General features: G+C 61.0%; 15 protein-coding genes. 5 read left to right on the top strand and 10 right to left on the bottom strand.

All coding sequences use genetic code 11. From position 1 onward, the window contains the following. The first annotated feature begins 128 nt into the window (after positions 1-128). The gene (gene tilS / locus AAHA39_RS05590; RefSeq protein WP_320656593.1) at positions 129-1,487 is read left to right on the top strand and encodes a tRNA lysidine(34) synthetase TilS; all 1,359 of its coding nucleotides are present in this window, start codon (positions 129-131) and stop codon (positions 1,485-1,487) included. Positions 1,488-1,542: 55 nt separating this feature from the next. Here the strand turns inward: tilS and AAHA39_RS05585 are convergent, their stop codons facing one another. After that, the gene (locus AAHA39_RS05585) at positions 1,543-2,445 is read right to left on the bottom strand and encodes a GGDEF domain-containing protein (protein ID WP_033115791.1); all 903 of its coding nucleotides are present in this window, start codon (positions 2,443-2,445) and stop codon (positions 1,543-1,545) included. Positions 2,446-2,565: 120 nt separating this feature from the next. On the opposite strand from AAHA39_RS05585, the gene AAHA39_RS05580 reads away from it, so the two are divergent. Beyond that, the gene (locus tag AAHA39_RS05580; RefSeq protein WP_165791375.1) at positions 2,566-4,518 is read left to right on the top strand and encodes a monovalent cation:proton antiporter family protein; all 1,953 of its coding nucleotides are present in this window, start codon (positions 2,566-2,568) and stop codon (positions 4,516-4,518) included. Positions 4,519-4,524: 6 nt separating this feature from the next. Here the strand turns inward: AAHA39_RS05580 and AAHA39_RS05575 are convergent, their stop codons facing one another. The 4 genes from AAHA39_RS05575 to AAHA39_RS05560 form a co-directional block, all read right to left on the bottom strand. Next, positions 4,525-5,670, bottom strand: coding sequence for a patatin-like phospholipase family protein (locus AAHA39_RS05575; protein ID WP_320656594.1), 1,146 nt, complete (start codon positions 5,668-5,670; stop codon positions 4,525-4,527). 112 nt (positions 5,671-5,782) lie between these two features. Continuing rightward, on the bottom strand, positions 5,783-6,661 hold the full coding sequence (locus tag AAHA39_RS05570; RefSeq protein ID WP_263084409.1) for an alpha/beta hydrolase: 879 nt from the start codon (positions 6,659-6,661) through the stop codon (positions 5,783-5,785). A gap of 71 nt (positions 6,662-6,732) precedes the next feature. Further along, positions 6,733-7,314, bottom strand: coding sequence for a TetR/AcrR family transcriptional regulator (locus AAHA39_RS05565; protein ID WP_320656595.1), 582 nt, complete (start codon positions 7,312-7,314; stop codon positions 6,733-6,735). Positions 7,315-7,401: 87 nt separating this feature from the next. After that, positions 7,402-8,046, bottom strand: a complete 645-nt coding sequence (locus tag AAHA39_RS05560) for a response regulator transcription factor (RefSeq protein ID WP_033115787.1) — start codon at positions 8,044-8,046, stop codon at positions 7,402-7,404. A 168-nt stretch (positions 8,047-8,214) separates the two neighbouring features. On the opposite strand from AAHA39_RS05560, the gene AAHA39_RS05555 reads away from it, so the two are divergent. Further along, positions 8,215-8,841 (top strand): glutathione S-transferase, encoded by a 627-nt coding sequence (locus tag AAHA39_RS05555; RefSeq protein ID WP_320656596.1) that lies wholly within the window; start codon positions 8,215-8,217, stop codon positions 8,839-8,841. Between the two features lie 68 nt (positions 8,842-8,909). Here the strand turns inward: AAHA39_RS05555 and AAHA39_RS05550 are convergent, their stop codons facing one another. The 5 genes from AAHA39_RS05550 to AAHA39_RS05530 all read right to left on the bottom strand — a co-directional run bounded on the left by AAHA39_RS05550 (position 8,910) and on the right by AAHA39_RS05530 (position 14,392). Beyond that, a complete protein-coding gene (locus tag AAHA39_RS05550; protein ID WP_320656597.1) occupies positions 8,910-11,021 on the bottom strand; it encodes an alpha-amylase in 2,112 nt (703 codons plus the stop codon). A 227-nt stretch (positions 11,022-11,248) separates the two neighbouring features. After that, a complete protein-coding gene (locus AAHA39_RS05545) occupies positions 11,249-12,415 on the bottom strand; it encodes a hypothetical protein (RefSeq protein ID WP_320656598.1) in 1,167 nt (388 codons plus the stop codon). Beyond that, positions 12,415-12,786: a GtrA family protein gene (locus tag AAHA39_RS05540; protein ID WP_033115783.1), complete on the bottom strand. Its 372-nt coding sequence runs from the start codon at positions 12,784-12,786 to the stop codon at positions 12,415-12,417. Before AAHA39_RS05540 ends, AAHA39_RS05545 begins: the two co-directional genes overlap by 1 nt. Next, entirely contained in the window at positions 12,786-13,793 is a 1,008-nt protein-coding gene (locus AAHA39_RS05535) for a glycosyltransferase family 2 protein (RefSeq protein ID WP_320656599.1), read from the bottom strand. Before AAHA39_RS05535 ends, AAHA39_RS05540 begins: the two co-directional genes overlap by 1 nt. Before the next feature lie 53 nt (positions 13,794-13,846). After that, positions 13,847-14,392 carry a hypothetical protein gene (locus AAHA39_RS05530; protein ID WP_033115781.1) on the bottom strand — a complete coding sequence of 182 codons (546 nt, stop codon included), beginning with the start codon at positions 14,390-14,392 and terminating at the stop codon, positions 13,847-13,849. 658 nt (positions 14,393-15,050) lie between these two features. Here AAHA39_RS05530 and AAHA39_RS05525 point away from each other — a divergent pair. Continuing rightward, positions 15,051-16,535: a L,D-transpeptidase family protein gene (locus AAHA39_RS05525; RefSeq protein WP_104015431.1), complete on the top strand. Its 1,485-nt coding sequence runs from the start codon at positions 15,051-15,053 to the stop codon at positions 16,533-16,535. Between the two features lie 163 nt (positions 16,536-16,698). Next, positions 16,699-17,244 carry a YcbK family protein gene (locus AAHA39_RS05520; protein ID WP_033115779.1) on the top strand — a complete coding sequence of 182 codons (546 nt, stop codon included), beginning with the start codon at positions 16,699-16,701 and terminating at the stop codon, positions 17,242-17,244. Positions 17,245-17,251: the final 7 nt, after the last annotated feature.

Below are 17,251 nucleotides of genomic sequence, written 5' to 3'. Positions count from 1 at the left end.
GGTGGGTTGCCGTGCCGGCGCAAGCGGCGTCGTCAGGATGAATGCTCCCGAACGAGCCCCGAGTTGCCACAGTGCAGCTTGCCAGCCGCGACTCTGCTAAGATCGGCCGGTCCGTTTTGGGGAAGCCTATGATTTCTCATCTTTATTCTCGCTTTTGTCAGACTCTGCCAGAGCCGGAAGGTTCCACTCGCCTGCTGGTGGCCTTCAGCGGTGGCCTCGACTCAACCCTGCTGCTGGCGCTGGCGGCGCAGTTTGCCCGTGAGCACGGCTTGCCGCTTCGGGCGCTGCACGTGCACCACGGTCTCAGCTCCCATGCCGATGAGTGGGTGGCTCACTGCGAGTCGGTCTGCCAGCAGCTGGCGGTGCCGCTCATTGTCGAGCGGGTAACCCTTGCCCGCGGCAATGGCGAGAGTCTGGAAGCGCAGGCACGCACCGCCCGCTACCAGCGGCTGATGGCGCACATGACGGAGGGGGAGTGGCTGCTCACTGCCCACCATCAGGACGATCAGCTGGAGACTCTGCTGCTGGCCCTCAAGCGCGGCGCCGGTCTGCGCGGTCTGGCCGGCATCTTGCCAAGCCAGCCCTTTGCTGGCGGTCTGCTGCTGCGGCCGCTGCTCGATATCAGCCGAGCCGAACTGGCCGAGGTTGCCGCCACCCTGCCTTATGGTTGGGTCGAGGATGAGAGCAATCAGGACGTGAGCTATGACCGCAATTTTCTGCGCCAGACGCTTATCCCCCAACTCAAGGCGCGCTGGCCTGCCATTGCCCGCACAGCCGTCCGCAGCATGGCACTGTGCGCCGAGCAGGAAGCGCTGCTGGACGAGCTGGCCGAGAGCGACTGGCATCTGGCTGGCGAAGGGGAGGCGCTCCATATCGGCCCGCTGCATGCACTCTCGCCGACCCGGCGCAACAACCTGCTGCGCTACTGGATCCGCCGTCAGGGGGGCGAGATGCCATCGCGCGAGCAGCTTGCCCGGCTGTGGCAGGAGGTAGCGCTGGCGCGGCCCGATGCCAATCCGCAGCTCAACTGGGGCGACCTGAGTTGCCGCCGTTTTCAGGAGCGCCTCTATCTGGTGAGCCCGGACTTGCAACCCTGCCATCAGCTGTTGCCGCTCACCGTGGGCGAGCCGCTGACCCTGCCGGATGGGTTGGGTGAACTGGTGGTACGTATGGAAAAAGCGGGAGAGGGGTTGCTGCGTTTGCCCAGACCGGAGGAGCCTCTGTCGGTGCGCTTTGGCGTGGTGCCGGGGGCCATGCTGAAGCCGGTGGGACGTGGTGGCAGCCGCCGCTTGAAGAAGCTGCTGCAGGAGTACGGCGTTCCTTCGTGGCAGCGGGGGCGGATCCCTATCCTCTACTATGGCGAGCAGGTGGCGGCTGTGGTCGGACTCTTTGTCTGCGACGGATTTATGGCAGAGCAGGGGGGGCTCTCATGCCAATGGTTGCCAACGCAAGAGGGGTTGCTGTTGCCTGAGCAGGAATCGGAGTGAAAAAAAGGGCTCCGGTCACATGGCTTCATGTGCCGGAGCAAAGAAGAGTACCCGGTTATTCCGCGAGGCCGGCTTTGCCGGCTTTTTTGCGGGCGTAGAGGTGGCTGTCTGCCGCCTCGTAAAGAGCTTGTACACTGACGCCTGATTGCCAGCTGGCTGCCCCCAGACTGCAACCGACCGAGAAGGTGCTGAGCTCCTTGTTGGTCATCAGCATGTGTTGCAGGCGCAGCCAGACCGGACGCCAGGCTTCGGGTTCGGCCGGTTGCAGCAGCAGGGCGAACTCATCCCCCCCGAGCCGGAAGGCTTGATCCGTACTGCGGATGCACCCCTTGAGCAGCTGGGCGAAGCGGCTCAGCACCAGATCCCCGACCGGGTGGCCCCAGGTGTCGTTGATCTGCTTGAAGCGGTCGAGATCCAGCAGCACCAGCACCAGACCATGGGGCTCGCGGCTGTGCTGCTCGATGGCGCGGCCAATGGCTTCGTCAAAATAGGAGCGGTTGCCAAGGCCGGTCAGGTGATCGAGGCGTACCTGCTGATCCAGTTTCTCCAGCCGCATGTAGAGGGGCAGCAACAGGCTGAGCAGCTGATGGTACTGCAGCAGCACACGCTGCTGGCTGCCGCTCAGCGGGTGTTCCAGCTCGTAGTGGAGCTGGCCGAGCAGCTGCTCATGCTGGCCGCGCAGCTCGAACAGGTAGCTGTGCAGGTTGAGGGTGGCCATCGGTGGGTGCTGGATCAGTACATGGGGGTGGCTACCGTCCATATAGAGACTGTGGATCCTGACAATTTTTGCCGCTCGATCGGCAAAAGTTGTCAGCAGGCCGCCGAGCTCGTGCTGCCCCAGCAACTGCTCCAGCAACTGATTGCGTTCTACGCTGGGCAAGGGCGTGAGCCGCTCCATCTGGCGAACCCACTGCTCGATGCCATGGCTAAAGCCATTGAGTGACGATCTGTTTTCCATGGTCTTCCACCTGTAACCACTTGACTGCTCCCCTTCACCTGCAATTGGCATGCCCAATATATGTTTCCTGAGCCAAGGATCGGCTGACTAGACTTAAGTTGATAAAAAGGAGGGGAAAATTTGTACACAGACCTGCTGATCCTGCTCTTCGCCGCCGTCCTGCTGGTGGCAATTTTCCGACGCTTTGGATTGCCGGTGATCCTCGCCTACCTGATTGCCGGCGTACTTCTGGGCCCGCACGGACTGGCGGTGATCACCGGCCAGTCGATCATGCAGACCATCGCCGAGCTCGGGATCGTCTTTCTGATGTTCTCGCTGGGGCTGGAGTTCTCCCTCCCCAAGCTGCTGGCGATGCGCTATCTGGTGTTGGGAGTGGGCGGCTTGCAGGTGCTGCTCACCTCGCTGCTCTTCTTCTGGTTTGGCTGGCATCTGGGGCTGAGTCTGGCGCAGGCGCTGGTGGTGGGGGGCACGCTGGCGCTCTCCTCGACGGCGGTGGTGATCAAGCAGCTGGGCGAGCAGAAGCAGCTCCACACCCGTCGTGCCCAGTTGGGGGTGAGTGTGCTGCTGTTTCAGGATCTGGCGGTGGTGCCTCTGCTGGTGATGATCCCCATTCTGGCTGAGCCACAGGTGCAGGGCAGCGCGCTGGCTGCCGAGATCGCCTGGGCAATTCTCAAGGGGCTCTTCGCCCTGTTGAGCCTGCTGGCGGTGGGCAAGTGGTTGTTGCCGCTGCTGTTTCACGAGGTGGCGCGGGCCCGCTCCGATGAACTGTTCGTGCTGAGCGCCCTGCTGGTGGCGTTGCTGGCCGCTTTCATGACCTATTCGCTCGGTCTCTCGATGGCGCTGGGAGCCTTTCTGGCCGGCATGATGCTGGGGGAGTCCCACTATCGCCATCAGCTTGAGGTGGACATCAAGCCCTTTCGCGACGTGCTGATGGGGCTCTTTTTCATCACCATCGGGATGAACATGGACTGGGTGCTGGTGGCTCAGGCCTGGTGGCAGGTGTTGCTCTGCGTGGTGGTGCTGGTGCTCTGCAAATCCCTGCTGGTGCTGCTGGCCGGCCGGCTGATGGGAGAGCGCAAGCGCGACAGCATGGCGGCTGGCATCATGTTGAGTCAGGTGGGGGAGTTCGGCTTTGTGCTGCTGGCGTTGGCACTCCACCACGGCCTGCTGGATCCGCAACTGGTCTCCCGGCTGATCGGCATCGGCATCATCTCCATTGCCATGACCCCCTGGCTGGTCACTCAGGCCCACTCGCTGGCCCGCAGTCTGACCGACCCGGCGCTGTTGACCCGCTCCGAAGTCGCCCAGTCGGGGCTCAGCAAGAGCCAGCACGTCATCATCGCCGGGTTTGGCCGGGCGGGGCAGACCTGCGCCCGTTTTCTCAAGCTCGAGGAGATCCCGTTTCTGGCGCTCGACCTTGACCCGGAGCGGGTGAGCGAGGCCAAGCAGGCAGGGGAGCAGGTGGCCTTTGGCGATGCCAGCCGGCGCGACATCCTGCTGGCGGCCGGTCTGTTGCGGGCCCGGCTGGTGATCATTACCTTCGACGATCGCAAGCGGGTGGAGGCGATGCTGGCGTTGATCCGCGAGCTGGCGGGGGAGCTCAAGGTGCTGGTACGCACCCGGGATGACAGCTTTCTCGAGCAGTACAAGCAGGCGGGGGCGTTTGAGGTGATCCCGGAATCCCAGGAGGGGGCTCTGATGCTGGTCTCCCATCTGCTGGTCAATTGCGATATTCCCCTCGGGCGGGTGATCCGGCGCATGGAGCATGAGCGCAGCAGCCAGTATCGCTTTCTGCACGGCTTCTACTGGGGGGATCAGAGCGCCAACAATCTGGAAGCTGATCAGCTGCTGGAGCGCCTCCACCCATTGATGCTGCATGATCAGGCGTGGGCTGTGGGGCGCGAAGTGCGTGAGCTGCCGCTGGATGAGGTGAGGATCAAGGAGGTGCAGCGTGGCGATCAGATGCTGGAGCCTCGAGATGAGCTGACCCTGCAGGCTGGTGATCGGCTGATCCTGTTTGGTACCGCGGTCGCCATCGAGCAGGCGGAGCAGCGCCTGCTGGAGGGGCGCTGAGAAGGGTTACTCTCTCTCCCTCGGCTGAGGCTCGATACCGAGAAAGTCGATCACCCGGGCCTGCTCTCTCAGGGTTTCCCGATAGCCCAGCTTGATCAGCTGCTGGCAGTAGCCCGGATAAAACATCAAAAAGCTGGCCAGACTGCTGGTCTCATCCCCCTTCACCCCCAACACGCGCAACAGACGGCGCAACTGCACCGGCAGCTTGCGCAGATAGGCCAGCGCGATGGCATCGAGATCTTCGCTTGGCTTGAGCACGCAGGTCTCCACCCGCTTCAGCTTGAGGCGATTGCGCTCCCGCTCCGGAATAAGGTCAAGAGTCTGGTTGATGCGCCACAGCCGCTCCAGATCGGAGTTGAGGGTGTCGGTAAAGACGGTATCGAGCAGATGGCTGGCGATATTGGAGCTGGTGAGGTGGCCATGGTGGTGAGTCGGTGCCGAGTGCGCCGGCGGATCGAGCGTGATCAGCAGGATCCGCTCCGCACCCAGATGGATGGCGGGGCTGAGCGGACTCAGCTGATGGATGGAGCCATCGCCGTAGAACTTGTCGCCGATATGGGTGGCCGGAAAGACAAAGGGGAGCGCCGAGGAGGCGAGCAGATGATCCGAGGTGAGCAGGGTGCGCACCCCGCGCCGTCTGGCTCGCTCCCAGGGATGGTGGTCGGCCCGTCCCTGAAAGAAGGTGGTGGAGAGACCGTCGTCGTAATCGGATGCCGTGATGGCCAGCGCCTCCAGACTGCCGTAGAGGATGTTGTCATCGATGCGGTGATAGTCGATGAGCTGATCCAGCAGGCGGCGCAGCGGCGCATTGTCAAACAGATGAAAGGCGTGGTTGGTATCGGGATTGATGAGGCCGGCCGAGCCTTCGTACATCAGTCGCCACAGCAGGCGCCCCGGGTGAAAATCGAAGATATGGTGGGTTTCGAAGCGGCGCCAGACCCACTCCAGCTTGCGCACCCCCAGATGAAAGCTGGAGGCGTAGCAGGCGAGTGCGGTGACGTTGATGGCCCCGGCAGAGGTGCCGCACAGAATGGGAAAGGGGATGCCGAGATTGCGCGGATAGAGCTCCGCCACGGCCTTGAGGGCACCGACCTGATAGGCGGCGCGCGCTCCGCCTCCGGTGAGCAACAACGCTGTATTGGGTCTGGCCATATGCTGACGCCTTATAGTGTTCTGATAAGGATGCTCCCACTGACAAATTAACTATAAGGCGCTGTATCAAATATAAAAACGGGCGCTTGCCCGTTTTTTTCATGGCCCCCGGTCAAAGGGCCCGGAGAGGATTTTCCGGTCGTGCCAGCTGATCGAAGGCGGCGAATACCGGCGCACTGGCAAGAATTCGACCGTGGCCCAGACCCCGGGTGCTCACCAGCCGGGTATGCCCATCCTGGCTGGCCCGCAGGGAGTCGCTATGGGGGGCGAATCTGTCCTCTTCATCGTGCACTATGATGGCCTCGCCGTTGCGACTGGCAAGGCGACCCAGTGGATCGACCGTGCTCAAGGGGTGCTGATACTCCTGTTCAATCTCCTTGACCACCGCATCGAACAGCCGGATGGAGTAGCCGGAGCGTGCCACCATGCCGTAGAGCTGGGGCACATAGTCGAGCACTGGCGAGATGAGCAGCAGCGGCAGCCCGTCAAGATGCTGCTGGCGGCTGGAGAGGGTGACGGCGCCCCCCATACTGTGGGCGATAACCCCATGGACAGGGCCCACTTCCGTTGCCAGCCGGGCGGTCAACTCGTCGAAGGCGCGCACGAAGCGAGGCAGGTGGCCGGTATGACCGGCGCTGTGGCCGTGGGCCGGGTGATCGTAGGCTATTGCCGTAAAACCCTGTGCGGCGATATGGCTCATCAGCGGGTAGAACTGGCTGGCACTGCCTGACCAGCCGTGCATCAGCAGCCAGAGCGGCCCCTGACCGAGCCGGTAGCTCATCAGCGTCCCTTCGCTGGTATGGACGGCCTGCTTGACCAGACCGGCTGGCGCTGCGTTGTCCCGCTGGTTGCGCTGGGGGGTCAGCAGCAACTTGCTGGCGGTGCGCTTGGCATGGCCGGGGGCCAGGGTATGGTGCAATCGGGTGCCGATCCCCAGCAGCCATTTGCTCGGGCTGAAGCGGCGGGTGTTGAAGTAGATCTTGCTGCTCATGGTCATCCTGTCGTTTTTATGTTCGAACGGTCGTGCTTTTTTGTCGGTTTTAAAAAAGGATTGCCAGGAGATCAGCGCCAGCTGGCGAGCAGATCTTCCACTTCGGGCCAGAAGTGGCGGGCCGGATCCTGACACAGATTGAGGGCGTTGAACACCTGATCCGCCAGATAGAGGCCATAGAGGCGGTAGACGGCACGCCAGGGATCCATCCCCTCGCGCCATTCCCCCTCCAGCTGTCCCTGTGCGACCTGACGAGCCAGATAGTCGAGCCAGAAGCGCACCAGCTGGCGGGCGGCCTGCTGCACCTCACCCTCCTGCGCCGAAGTCCAGGCATCGAGAAACATGCAGCGTCCGGCAAAGCTCTGGTTCCAGGCCAGCCAGGCCTGCAGCAGGGCGATCAGCTTGTCGTGCTGGCTCTGGTGTTCCTGCTGGCGCACCGGCTGGATCACCCGCGCCCGAAACACCTCGGCAGCGTACTCCAGCACGGCGATCTGCAGATTGTCGCGAGAGTGGAAGTGGGCGAACAGGCCGCTTTTCGACATCTCGCAGGCATTGGCCAGCGAGCCGATGGTCAGGCTCTCCAGCCCTTGCTGGCTCGCCTGCTCGAAGGCTGTCTGCAAAATGTTTTCTCGGGTCAGGCGCCCCTTGCTCATCACGATCTCCTCATGGCTGGTGGCAGCATAAAGTACGATCGTGCTATTTGTCGAGCGGCAGATAAGTTGCTGGCTGGATGGGAGGGCTCAACCCTCCTTGATATCCATCTGCTGCAACGCGATGACCGCCTGAGTTCGGTTCTTGACCCCGAGTTTGCGGAAAATCGCCGTGATATGGGCCTTGATGGTGGCCTCGGAGACGTTGAGCTCCCAGGCAATCTGCTTGTTGAGGCTGCCGTCGCGCAGCATGATCAGTACCTTGTACTGCTGGGGGGTGAGGCTGGCCAGCTTGCTGGCGAAATCGGGACCATCTTCCGATTCGGGATGGAGCGAGATCCCCTCCGGCACCCAGTTATCGCCCCCGATCACCGTATTGAGGGCGGTGACCAGCTCCTTCATCGGCGCCGATTTGGGGATGAAGCCGAGCGCGCCAAGGCGCAGCACCTGCTGGATGATGGCGGGGTCCTCCGAGGCAGATACCACCACGACCGGCAGGTCGGGATACTGGCCGCGCAGGTGAGCCAGCCCTTCAAAGCCGTTGGCGCCCGGCATCTTGAGATCGAGCAGCAGCAGGTCGACCTCCGGATGCTCGCCGAGGAGGTGGGTAAGGCTGTCGATGGAGTCCGCTTCCAGCAGATGGGCATCGTTGATGGCCATGTGCACCGCTTGATAGAGGGCGCCCCGAAACAGGGGGTGGTCATCTGCGATGACGATGGTAAATTGGCTGTCCATATCTCAGTTAATGGCTCACATGGTTGCTAACTGATTGTTTTGAAAAATCAAACTAGCATCGCTCATCGGGAGGGTCAAACCTGCCTGTGCGCAAATGTGAAGCGGGCGCCGGATGTCGTGCCAAGAGGCCGACGGGGCGTAAAGCGCAAGTCCCTGCAGGAGGCAAAGATGGGAGTTCTGGTATTGACGGTGGGCACGGGCTCCACCTGGGCGATGCGGGCGGCACTGGTGCTGGCCATGAGCGGCCTGACATGGCAGGAGCAGGTGTTCGATCTGGAAGATGCCAAGTCGTTGGTGCGGCTCAAGCGGGTGGCGCCGGCCGGGCTGGTGCCCTTGCTCGAACACGATGGCGTGCGGGTACACGACTCGCTGGCTATCGCCGAATATGTTCACGAGCTGTGCCCCGATCGCCAACTCTATCCCGCATCTCAGGCCGAGCGGGCATTGGCTCGCAGCCTCTGCGCCGAGCTGCACGCCGGTTTTCGCCAGATCCGCACTCTGTTGCCCTTCTTTCTTGGTGCTCCCACCCGCAGCGAGCCGCCGGTTGAGGCGGTGGGCGAACTGGCCCGTTTGCAGGAGATCTGGTCGCAGGCGCGGGGCCCCTTCTACTTTGGCGAGGCGGGCATTGTCGACGCCTTCTATGCGGTGATGGCCTATCGGCTGGCCAGCTACGGTATCCAGTTGCCCGGTCAGGCGGGGGTCTATCAGCAGGCACTGCTGGCCTGGCCGTTGTGGCAGGAGACCCTGGTCAAAGCGCGCCTGCAGTGGCCAGCGGCTGTACGCCAGACGCAGTAAGCCGATAGACGTGCAAAAGAGAGGGGAGCCACTGGCTCCCCTCTTTTGTTTTCTCAGCCTCTTCGCCTCTATTTTTCCCGGCCGGCGAACACGATGACCACCTTGTCATCCCCCTTCTCCCGCACGAAGGCATAGGGGCTGTCGGCCAGTTTCTTGTGACTGCCCGCCGCTACCGCCGGGTGGGCGGCACGGAACTGGCCGAGCCGCTGCCAGTGCTTGACCAGTTCGGCCTTGTCGCCGCCGGCCAGCTCCTGCCAGTTCATGTCCGAGCGCAGTGCCTGATCGAACACGCCGCCATCCCTGGCGAGTCCGCGCCCTGACTCATCGCCGTAGTAGATCTGGATGCCGCCCGGCAGCAGCATGAAGCTGCTGGCGACCCGGCGCTGCAGCGGTACGTCCTGATAGTCGCCGAAGAACAGCTTGGTGTCGTGGGAGCTGATGTAGCTCAGCACGTTGAACTCGGGGTCCTGATTGATGCGGCTGGCGTAGCTGGCATAGGTGGGCTCGGCGCTGGCCAGACACTGGGCCTGGGGCAGGGCGAACTCGCGCTGATAGTCGAAGTTGATCAGCGAATCGAAGCCGTTCTGATACCAGAAATCCTTGGCCACCCCGTGATCCCACACCTCACCCACCATGTAGAAGGGGAGGTCGTCGAGCTTCTTGGTCGGGTTGGCGGCCTTCCACTCCTTGAGAGCAGCAGTGCCAGCCTGCTTGAGGCGGGCCCAGACCTCGGGCTCCAGATGTTTGACGGTATCGGCTCGAAAACCGTCGATGCCAAAGCGGCGCACCCAGTCGGTGTGCCAGGCGATGAGGTAGTCGCTCACGGTGGCGTCGGGCAGCGGCTTGGCTTTGGTATCTTTTTTCGCCGTCAGCAGCGGCGGCAGCCCCACCGGCTTGGTCGATTCGGTCAGAAAGTCCGGCAGCCCCGCCACCGAGCCGGTGACGTCGTCAGTGCCGGGCTGCGGGTAGCCGGGCAGCCCGGCGCGCACCCAGTCACCGCTCCACCACTTGTCCCACTTTGGCGACTGGTAGTCGATGAACTGGTTGTAGCCATGCCAGTTGAGGCCGCCGCTCGGGTGCCACTGGTTCCAGACGGTCGGCAGCTTGTCTGTGTTCCGGGTGAGATCGGTGAGCCCCAAATCCTGCAGGTCAGCAAGGGTGGCGTAGCCGGCGTGGTTCATCACCACGTCGAGGATGATGCGCATGCCGCGCTTGTGCGCCTCGTCCACCAGGGTCTTGAGGCTCTCTTCGTCGCCGTAGTTGGGGTCTATCTTGGTGAAGTCGAGCGCCCAGTAGCCGTGATAGGCGTAGAAGGGGAAGTTGCCCTGCTCGCCGCCGCCAATGAAGCCGTGCACCTGCTCCACCATGGGGGTGATCCAGATGGCGTTGATGCCGAGCTGCTTGATGTAGTCGAGTTTGGCGGTCAGCCCCTTGAAGTCACCACCGTGCCAGGTGGCCACCTCGTCCTGACCATCCTTTTGGCGCCCGAAGCTGTGGTCATTGGCGGGATCGCCGTTGTTGAAGCGGTCGGTCAGCAGGAAATAGACACTCGCCTGATCCCAGCTGAACGGTGCTGGCTTGGCCGCCTTGATTGGCTCAAGCAGCAGCAGGCCGCCGCTCTCTTTGCTCGGCGTCAGGGTCAGCTTACCGCCCTTGACCACCCCTTGCTGGCCGGAGTAGGCATCCCGCAGTTGGGTGCCGTCGGGCCAGACTCCTTTCAGCGATACCGTGACCGGCCCGCCATCCCAGCTGATGCAGGGCTCCTCTGGCGGCTGGCGTTTGAACTCGCTCTTTTTGGTCGCCCGCAGCACCTTGAGGCTGGGGGTATCCGGGTTGAAGGTGAACTGATAGTCCCCCGCCAGCATCACTCGCAGGTTAAAGCTTTGCCCCTTGCTGCATTTGTCCATGGGCTGGGCGGTGCCGAAGGGGAGCGGTTTGCTCTCGCTCGGGCCAAAGCTGGTACCGCAACTGTTGCCCGCGTCGCTGATGCGGATCTGGTGGCTCCCCTTGGCGAGGGTGTGGGTCAGCTCGACCGCCCCCTTGTCCAGCGCGATCGGGGTCGCTACCGGTTGGCCATCCACATAGAGGTGAACCTCGGGAGCGGCCATGGCCTGACCGATCAGCAGAGGGTTGGCAAGCAGGGCGAGCCAGAGAGGGGATAAGTTGGGAGCGCGACGCATAAGCCATTCCTTGAGCAGGGCAGTTCGGATAAGGGCCCATTCTAGGAGGAGCAAAGAGAGCCTTGGATCGACAAAATGCCGATTTGTGACATCAGTTCAAATGGTTACGTTTTCAAGCCGAGCAAAGTGTGACGGGGAGTGGCAGGGGAACGCAGCCGATAAAAAGAGCGGCCATAAAAAATGCCGGTCAGTTGACCGGCATTTGAGTTTCAGCCATCGCCGTCATATCAGACGGTGAAGAACTTGAAGTTGACGAAGGCCACCGCGATGAAGGAGGCAACCATGCCGCTGATGCAGAGCACAGCCGGGCGCATGGCGGGCCAGCGATGGGTCAGCAGGATCAGCGCCAGCATGGTCGGGTAGAGACCGAACATGTAACGCGGCATGGCGTTGAGGCCGGTCATCAGCGGAATGGTGCAGCAGATGAACATCAGGGTCGCTTCGGCCCAGCGCTTCTGGCTGAACAGGTAGAGGTTCAGACCCCAGCCGAAGATCACCATGATGGAGAGGTAGGCCTTGCGACCGCCCAGTTCGAAACCGCTTAGCCACCAGTCCAGCGGGCTGTCCATGTAACGGCCCCATGCCACCTGAATGTGCTTGAAGGCCATCGCATCACCGGTGAGGTGATAGAGGTAAAGCATGTAGGCAAACAGGCCAAAAGGGATCATCCAGAGGGTGAAGACCACCTTGAAGGCGCGCTCGGTGAAGCGGAAGAACTCGCGCCAGCCGTAAGCCTGCAGCGCCAGGATTAGCACCGGGAAGACCATCATCACACCCAGGTTGCGGGTGGCGGAGATGAACACCCCGAGCAGTGCCACCATCAGCCACTGCTGCCGGTAGGCAAACAGGAACATCCCCAGCATCAGCGCCATAAAGGTTGACTCGGTATAACCGGAGACGAAGTAGGCGGAGAAGGGGGAGAAGGCCAGCAGCCAGACGCCGAAACGGGCGGTATCGTCACCCAGCTTGAGCTGGCGCAGCACCAGCAGCATCAGCGGCAGGCTGGCGAAGAAGGAGGCGTTGGCGACAATGATGAGGCCGATCAGACTCTCGACATTGAGCAGGTTGGAGATGGCGCCGGAGACCATCGGATAGAGCGGCATGAAGGCCCAGTTGGCCGCATTGCCCTTGCTCAGCCAGCGCGGGTAGAGGTCGTAGCCGTTTTCGATGATGCGCTGGAACCAGACGCAGTCGAACTGGCAATAGGCCTGCAGTGGCCCGATACCGGGAGTGCCATAGAGCTGGACACCGAAGTAACCCATGCCATAGAGGACAACGCGGCTCAGCACGAAGGCGGCAATGATCATCAGCCAGTCACGACCGCTGATGCGCAGTGACGGGCGATAGGGGAGGCTGTCCCCGGGCAGGGAAGCGGTATTGGTCATGTCATTCATCAGGCAAAAACCCAGACGCGAGAGAGGATGTAGGTGAGTACAGTAACGGTCAGGGTGGCAATGACCACCGGGACGAGACCGGAGAGACCCGCAAACAGCAGACCGCTCAGGATCAGGTTACGCACCGCCAGCGAGAAGAGGGCGACCAACAGAAACTTGCTGGCGGCTCCCTGCTTCTGGAAAGTGATGTAACGGTGACCGAAGAACGAAAACCAGAAGGCGACGGCGAAAGCCAGCGTCGTCACCAGATGTTCGGAGATGGTTGGCCAGGTGTGAAACAGGGCGATGGAGGTGCCCAGATCGACGAGGGTAGCCCCCCCGCCGACAAAACCGAAACGAACCAGCCGCCAGAATTCCTCGCGGGAGATCATCAGGACGCTTGCTCCTGCTGCTCTTGTTGCTCGTCATCCTGCTTGTTGCCCGCCTCCTTGGCGTACTGGCCGTAGACTCCCTCGATGAGGTAGACAGGGCGCTGTTTCACCTCCACGAACATGCGGCCGATATACTCGCCGATGATACCGAGGGACAGCAGCTGGATACCGCCGAGGAACAGCACCACTGACATCAGAGAGGCATAACCCGGTACGTCGATACCGAAGAAGAGCACCTGGGTGATGATTTTCAGGATGTAGAGGAAGGCAACCAGAGAGACGCTCACGCCCACGTAGCTCCACACCCGCAGCGGCCAGCTGGAGAAGCTGAGCAGACCGTCGAGAGCGAAGTTCCACAGTTTCCAGTAGTTGAACTTGGTCTCGCCGGCATGACGGGCGGGACGCTCGTAGGGAACGCCAATAGCGCGGAAACCGGCCCAGGCAAACAGCCCCTTCATGAAGCGGTTACGCTCCGGCAGCTGCTTGATCGCCTCAACCACCTTGCGGTCGATCAGACGGAAGTCACCGGCGTTCTCCGGCAGCTTGGTGCTGGTGGAGAGGGCGTTGAAAAAGCGGTAGAAGCCGCCAGCAGTCAGGCGCTTCATCGGGGTATCGGCGCTACGATCGACGCGGATGCCATAGACGGTGTCGTAGTCACCGGTCTGCCACAGTTTGACGAACTCCAGGATCAGGGCGGGCGGGTCTTGCAGATCCACGTCCATCGGCACTACTGCGTCCCCTTTGGCCTGATGCAGACCGGCGGTGAGGGCTGCCTCTTTACCAAAGTTGCGGGCCAGGTTGACCAGGGTTACGCGGGGATCGCGGGCGATGGCCTGCTCGACCACTTCACGGGTGCGATCACGGCTGCCATCGTTGACGAATACAATTTCAAGCTGGTCTTTCAGCGGGGCCAGTTCGTTGTCTATCGCGTTGATGAAGGCATCGATGCTCTCTTCCTCGTTGTAAACGGGAACGACCAGAGAGAGTCGAAAATCTGGATACGACATAAGAACGTCCTTATTGGATAGTAGTTTTTATAAAACGGTGTTCAGGGCAAATATCACTGGGCAACGGTCAGGCGCACTGATTGAACGTTGATGGGGGTTGGTGCCGAGAGCGCCAGAAAATTGGGGCGCTTGGGATCTGCGGTGAGTGAATCCCCCGGCAGGCTGAGGCGGATTTCGTTAATTCCGGCCTTGGCCAGTTTGACCGTGGTGGTAAAGTCGTGACCGAGCGCCACCTGCAGCAGAGCCCCCGCTTGCGGGCTGTTGACGCGAGCGTGGATGGTCAGCTCTTCCGGATTGGCAGCCTGCTTGGGCAGCACGAAGTAGAGGCCGCCCTTGCCGCTCAGCTGGGTGCCTTCCTCGCTCGGCTTTTTAGCCCAGCCTTCGCTCGACAGGAAACGGCTCGGCTTGGTGAGGTTGAGCTCGTTGCCCGGCAGATAGGTCATGCTGGAGTTGTGTTCCCAAAAACGGGTTTTCCCCTCCAGATAATAGAGTCGGTAGGCCAGACTCACGTTGGGGTGAGCCGCCAGATAGAGGGTGTAAAGATAGAAACCGCTCAGCGCCAGGATGGCGGTCAGAAAACCAAACTTTTTATACGTCATATCACTCTCTACGCCTGACTGAAATTGGTAGGCAGATCTCGCGCATATGCTAATCCAATTGCAAAAAAAGCATAGTGGATCACAAAAAAATATTTGGTCACATATTAACCCCTTTTGCTCGATGCTCCAAACCCTACGCGACTGTTTGTTGATAAAACAAACATTATGGAAGTGGCTGATTACAAAGGAATGCTTCTCTTTGGCATAAGAAAAGGGTGCTGTTTGCTGCGTCATTTTCTTGCGGATGGCGTCACTGGCGTTACTGATAGTTCCAATAGCACTGATACGAGCCCCTTTTTTACCGGTTTACCCCTTCAGTCAGTCGAGGTGGCAGTCGATAAACCTGGAGCGTTGCGGGCTGACCTCATTAGCCAGGGCGTGGTTATCACACACCGGCTGACCACCTGCTCTGTAGCGGCTTTACGCATGTCGGTGCAGCACTGGTGAGCACCTTGCTTTTATATGGCGATTGGCGGCCGGATGCTGGCTCTTCCGCTCGCAGCAGCGGGTGAATTGGCCGATTGCGATTCAATCAATGACAATGAAATTATCTGGTGGCGCTATGTTCCGGGGTGCTGGCAAAGTGATAGCCATTCACGCATCATGAGCAGCCGGACCAGAGGGTCTGACAGAGTGAACACATCGTTTTGAGGTATCCATGGGGATGAAGTATTGGCTGGCCCTTGCCAATCTGGTCTGGTTTGGCTGTTTGCCTGCCGGAGTAGTGCATGCGGCCGAGGCACAGGTGGTAGTCGCTGCCAGCAAAACCCAGCATGACTGGTATCAGGGCAGCAAGGCCGAACAGGCCCGTATCGAGTTGGAGCAGCAGCTGCAGGAAGCGGTACTTGCCCAGCTCCATCCCGATTTTTTCAAGCTCTGGCGACGGATGCAGGCAACTCCTGCTGCGGCGCGGGGCGCTATCTATGATGAAGCGTTCGCCAAGCTGAGTCGCTTTCAGTATGCCTGGCGCTCGATGGATCTGGTCTCCCGGGAACAGATGAAGACGCTGAAGTTCGATCTGAATCGTCCCGTGGTCACCAAACCAAGCGATGATGACCTGCTCACTCAGGTGAAATCGCTGCGCCCTCAGGTGGCTGAATATGATGCGGTTCGGGAGAAGGTCCACAAGCTTTTGGCGATGCCGATGGCCAACAAGTGGCCAACCCTCGACATGCCGACCCTGCGTGCCGGCGAGAGCTCGGACGAGCTTGGCCAGATCCGTACCATGCTCAACGAGCTGGGAGATAGCGCGCCCAGGCACGGCGATGCCATCTATGACGCAGATACCGAGCAGGCCATCAAGCAGTTCCAGCGTCGTCACGGCCTGACCGCCGACGGCGTGATCGGCCGTCAGACCCGCTCTTGGCTCAATACCGGGCCGCAAGTACGTGCCAGCCTGCTGCTGCGTAACCTCTGGCGCCGTGATCTGGTCGATCAGCTGAGCAAGCCCCGTTATGTGCTGGTCAACATTCCTGACTATCGCCTGAGCGTAGTGGAGTCCGGTAACGAGGTCTTTACCAGCCGGGTCATCGTCGGCAAGGAGCAGCGTGCTACGCCCATCCTCGCCAGCGAAATTCGTTCCATCGTGCTCAACCCCTCCTGGCATGTGCCGCGCTCCATTCTGAGCAAGGATATTCTGCCCAAGCTGAGTCGCGATCCTGCCTATCTGAGTCGTGAGCAGTTCGATGTGATCGATGGTGAGGGCAATCCGGTCCAGTTTACCGAAGAGGGGTGGCGTCAGGCGCTGGCCGCCGGTTTCCCTTATCGTCTGCGGCAAAAACCGGGCGATCACAACGCGCTCGGTCGCTATAAGTTTTACCTGCCCAACAACGAGGCCATCTACCTCCACTCGACTCCGCGCAAATCCCTGTTTGAGCAGGGGGCTCGCGCCTTCAGCTCGGGTTGTATCCGGGTCGAACATGCCGATGATCTGGCCGAACTGCTGCTGGCGGACTCCCGCTACCAGCCGGACAAGGTGGCGTCGATCCTCAAGGAGAGCGAGACCAAGTGGTTGCCGCTGACCAAGCCAATTCCGGTGTTTACTGTCTACTGGAGCAGCTGGATCGACGAAGATGGTCGCCAGCAACTGCGCAATGACATCTACGGATTTGATCGGGTCAGCTTCCAGAGCCGTCTGCTGTGATCCCTGCCACAGAGTGAAAAGCCCGGCCATGGCCGGGCTTTTTCATGGGCGAGAGAGGTTTGACATGATCCCGGTCGGGAGGTAGTTTCAAGCGCCTGAACCGAATTCATTGAACAATCTTTATTCAACCATGTCGCTTGAATCTGCGATGGACGGACCCCTTATGCTGGAACAAGAGATAAGTCGTCGTCGCCTGTTGCTGGGAGCCGGTTGCCTGCTGGGCAGCTCGCTGGTCTCTTTCCCTGCACTGGCAAGCCGCAGTACTACCGGTCGTGAACTGAGTTTTTTCAATCTCAACACCGGTGAGCGGGCAAGGGTCAGTTATTGGGAGAATGGCCGCTATCTGAATGACGGGCTGGCCGAACTGAACCATATCTTCCGCGACTATCGTCGTAACGAAGTGTTCGACATCGATACCAAGCTGTTCGATCAGCTCTTCCTGCTGCAGCACAAGCTGGGGCGGCGAGGAGAGATCCAGCTCATCTCCGGTTATCGGGCGCCGGCGACCAATCGCCAGAAGCGCCGCAGAAGCCGCGGGGTTGCCAAGCATAGCTACCACACCCTGGGGCAGGCGGTGGATGTGCGCATTCCCGGCGTGCAGCTGGCCAATCTACGCAAGGCTGCGCTCCATCTCAAGGTCGGTGGTGTCGGCTACTACCCCCATGACAACTTTGTTCACCTCGACACTGGCCCTGTACGAAGCTGGTGATCACCCG

The sequence above is a fragment of the Aeromonas sp. SE22 genome (assembly GCF_038739755.1).
GTDB classification, from domain to species: Bacteria; Pseudomonadota; Gammaproteobacteria; order Enterobacterales; family Aeromonadaceae; genus Aeromonas; species Aeromonas jandaei.
Note: the sequence above shows the minus strand (reverse complement) of the source record. Positions and strands in the feature narration are given on the sequence as shown.

Excerpts from the sequence above, each read along its gene's own strand:
- tilS (WP_320656593.1), top strand. The coding sequence starts at position 129 with ATGATTTCTCATCTTTATTCTCGCTTTTGTCAGACTCTGCCAGAGCCG.
- AAHA39_RS05585 (WP_033115791.1), bottom strand. The coding sequence starts at position 2,445 with ATGGAAAACAGATCGTCACTCAATGGCTTTAGCCATGGCATCGAGCAG.
- AAHA39_RS05575 (WP_320656594.1), bottom strand. The coding sequence starts at position 5,670 with ATGGCCAGACCCAATACAGCGTTGTTGCTCACCGGAGGCGGAGCGCGC.
- AAHA39_RS05570 (WP_263084409.1), bottom strand. The coding sequence starts at position 6,661 with ATGAGCAGCAAGATCTACTTCAACACCCGCCGCTTCAGCCCGAGCAAA.
- AAHA39_RS05565 (WP_320656595.1), bottom strand. The coding sequence starts at position 7,314 with ATGAGCAAGGGGCGCCTGACCCGAGAAAACATTTTGCAGACAGCCTTC.
- AAHA39_RS05560 (WP_033115787.1), bottom strand. The coding sequence starts at position 8,046 with ATGGACAGCCAATTTACCATCGTCATCGCAGATGACCACCCCCTGTTT.
- AAHA39_RS05555 (WP_320656596.1), top strand. The coding sequence starts at position 8,215 with ATGGGAGTTCTGGTATTGACGGTGGGCACGGGCTCCACCTGGGCGATG.
- AAHA39_RS05550 (WP_320656597.1), bottom strand. The coding sequence starts at position 11,021 with ATGCGTCGCGCTCCCAACTTATCCCCTCTCTGGCTCGCCCTGCTTGCC.
- AAHA39_RS05545 (WP_320656598.1), bottom strand. The coding sequence starts at position 12,415 with ATGAATGACATGACCAATACCGCTTCCCTGCCCGGGGACAGCCTCCCC.
- AAHA39_RS05540 (WP_033115783.1), bottom strand. The coding sequence starts at position 12,786 with ATGATCTCCCGCGAGGAATTCTGGCGGCTGGTTCGTTTCGGTTTTGTC.
- AAHA39_RS05535 (WP_320656599.1), bottom strand. The coding sequence starts at position 13,793 with ATGTCGTATCCAGATTTTCGACTCTCTCTGGTCGTTCCCGTTTACAAC.
- AAHA39_RS05530 (WP_033115781.1), bottom strand. The coding sequence starts at position 14,392 with ATGACGTATAAAAAGTTTGGTTTTCTGACCGCCATCCTGGCGCTGAGC.
- AAHA39_RS05525 (WP_104015431.1), top strand. The coding sequence starts at position 15,051 with ATGGGGATGAAGTATTGGCTGGCCCTTGCCAATCTGGTCTGGTTTGGC.
- AAHA39_RS05520 (WP_033115779.1), top strand. The coding sequence starts at position 16,699 with ATGCTGGAACAAGAGATAAGTCGTCGTCGCCTGTTGCTGGGAGCCGGT.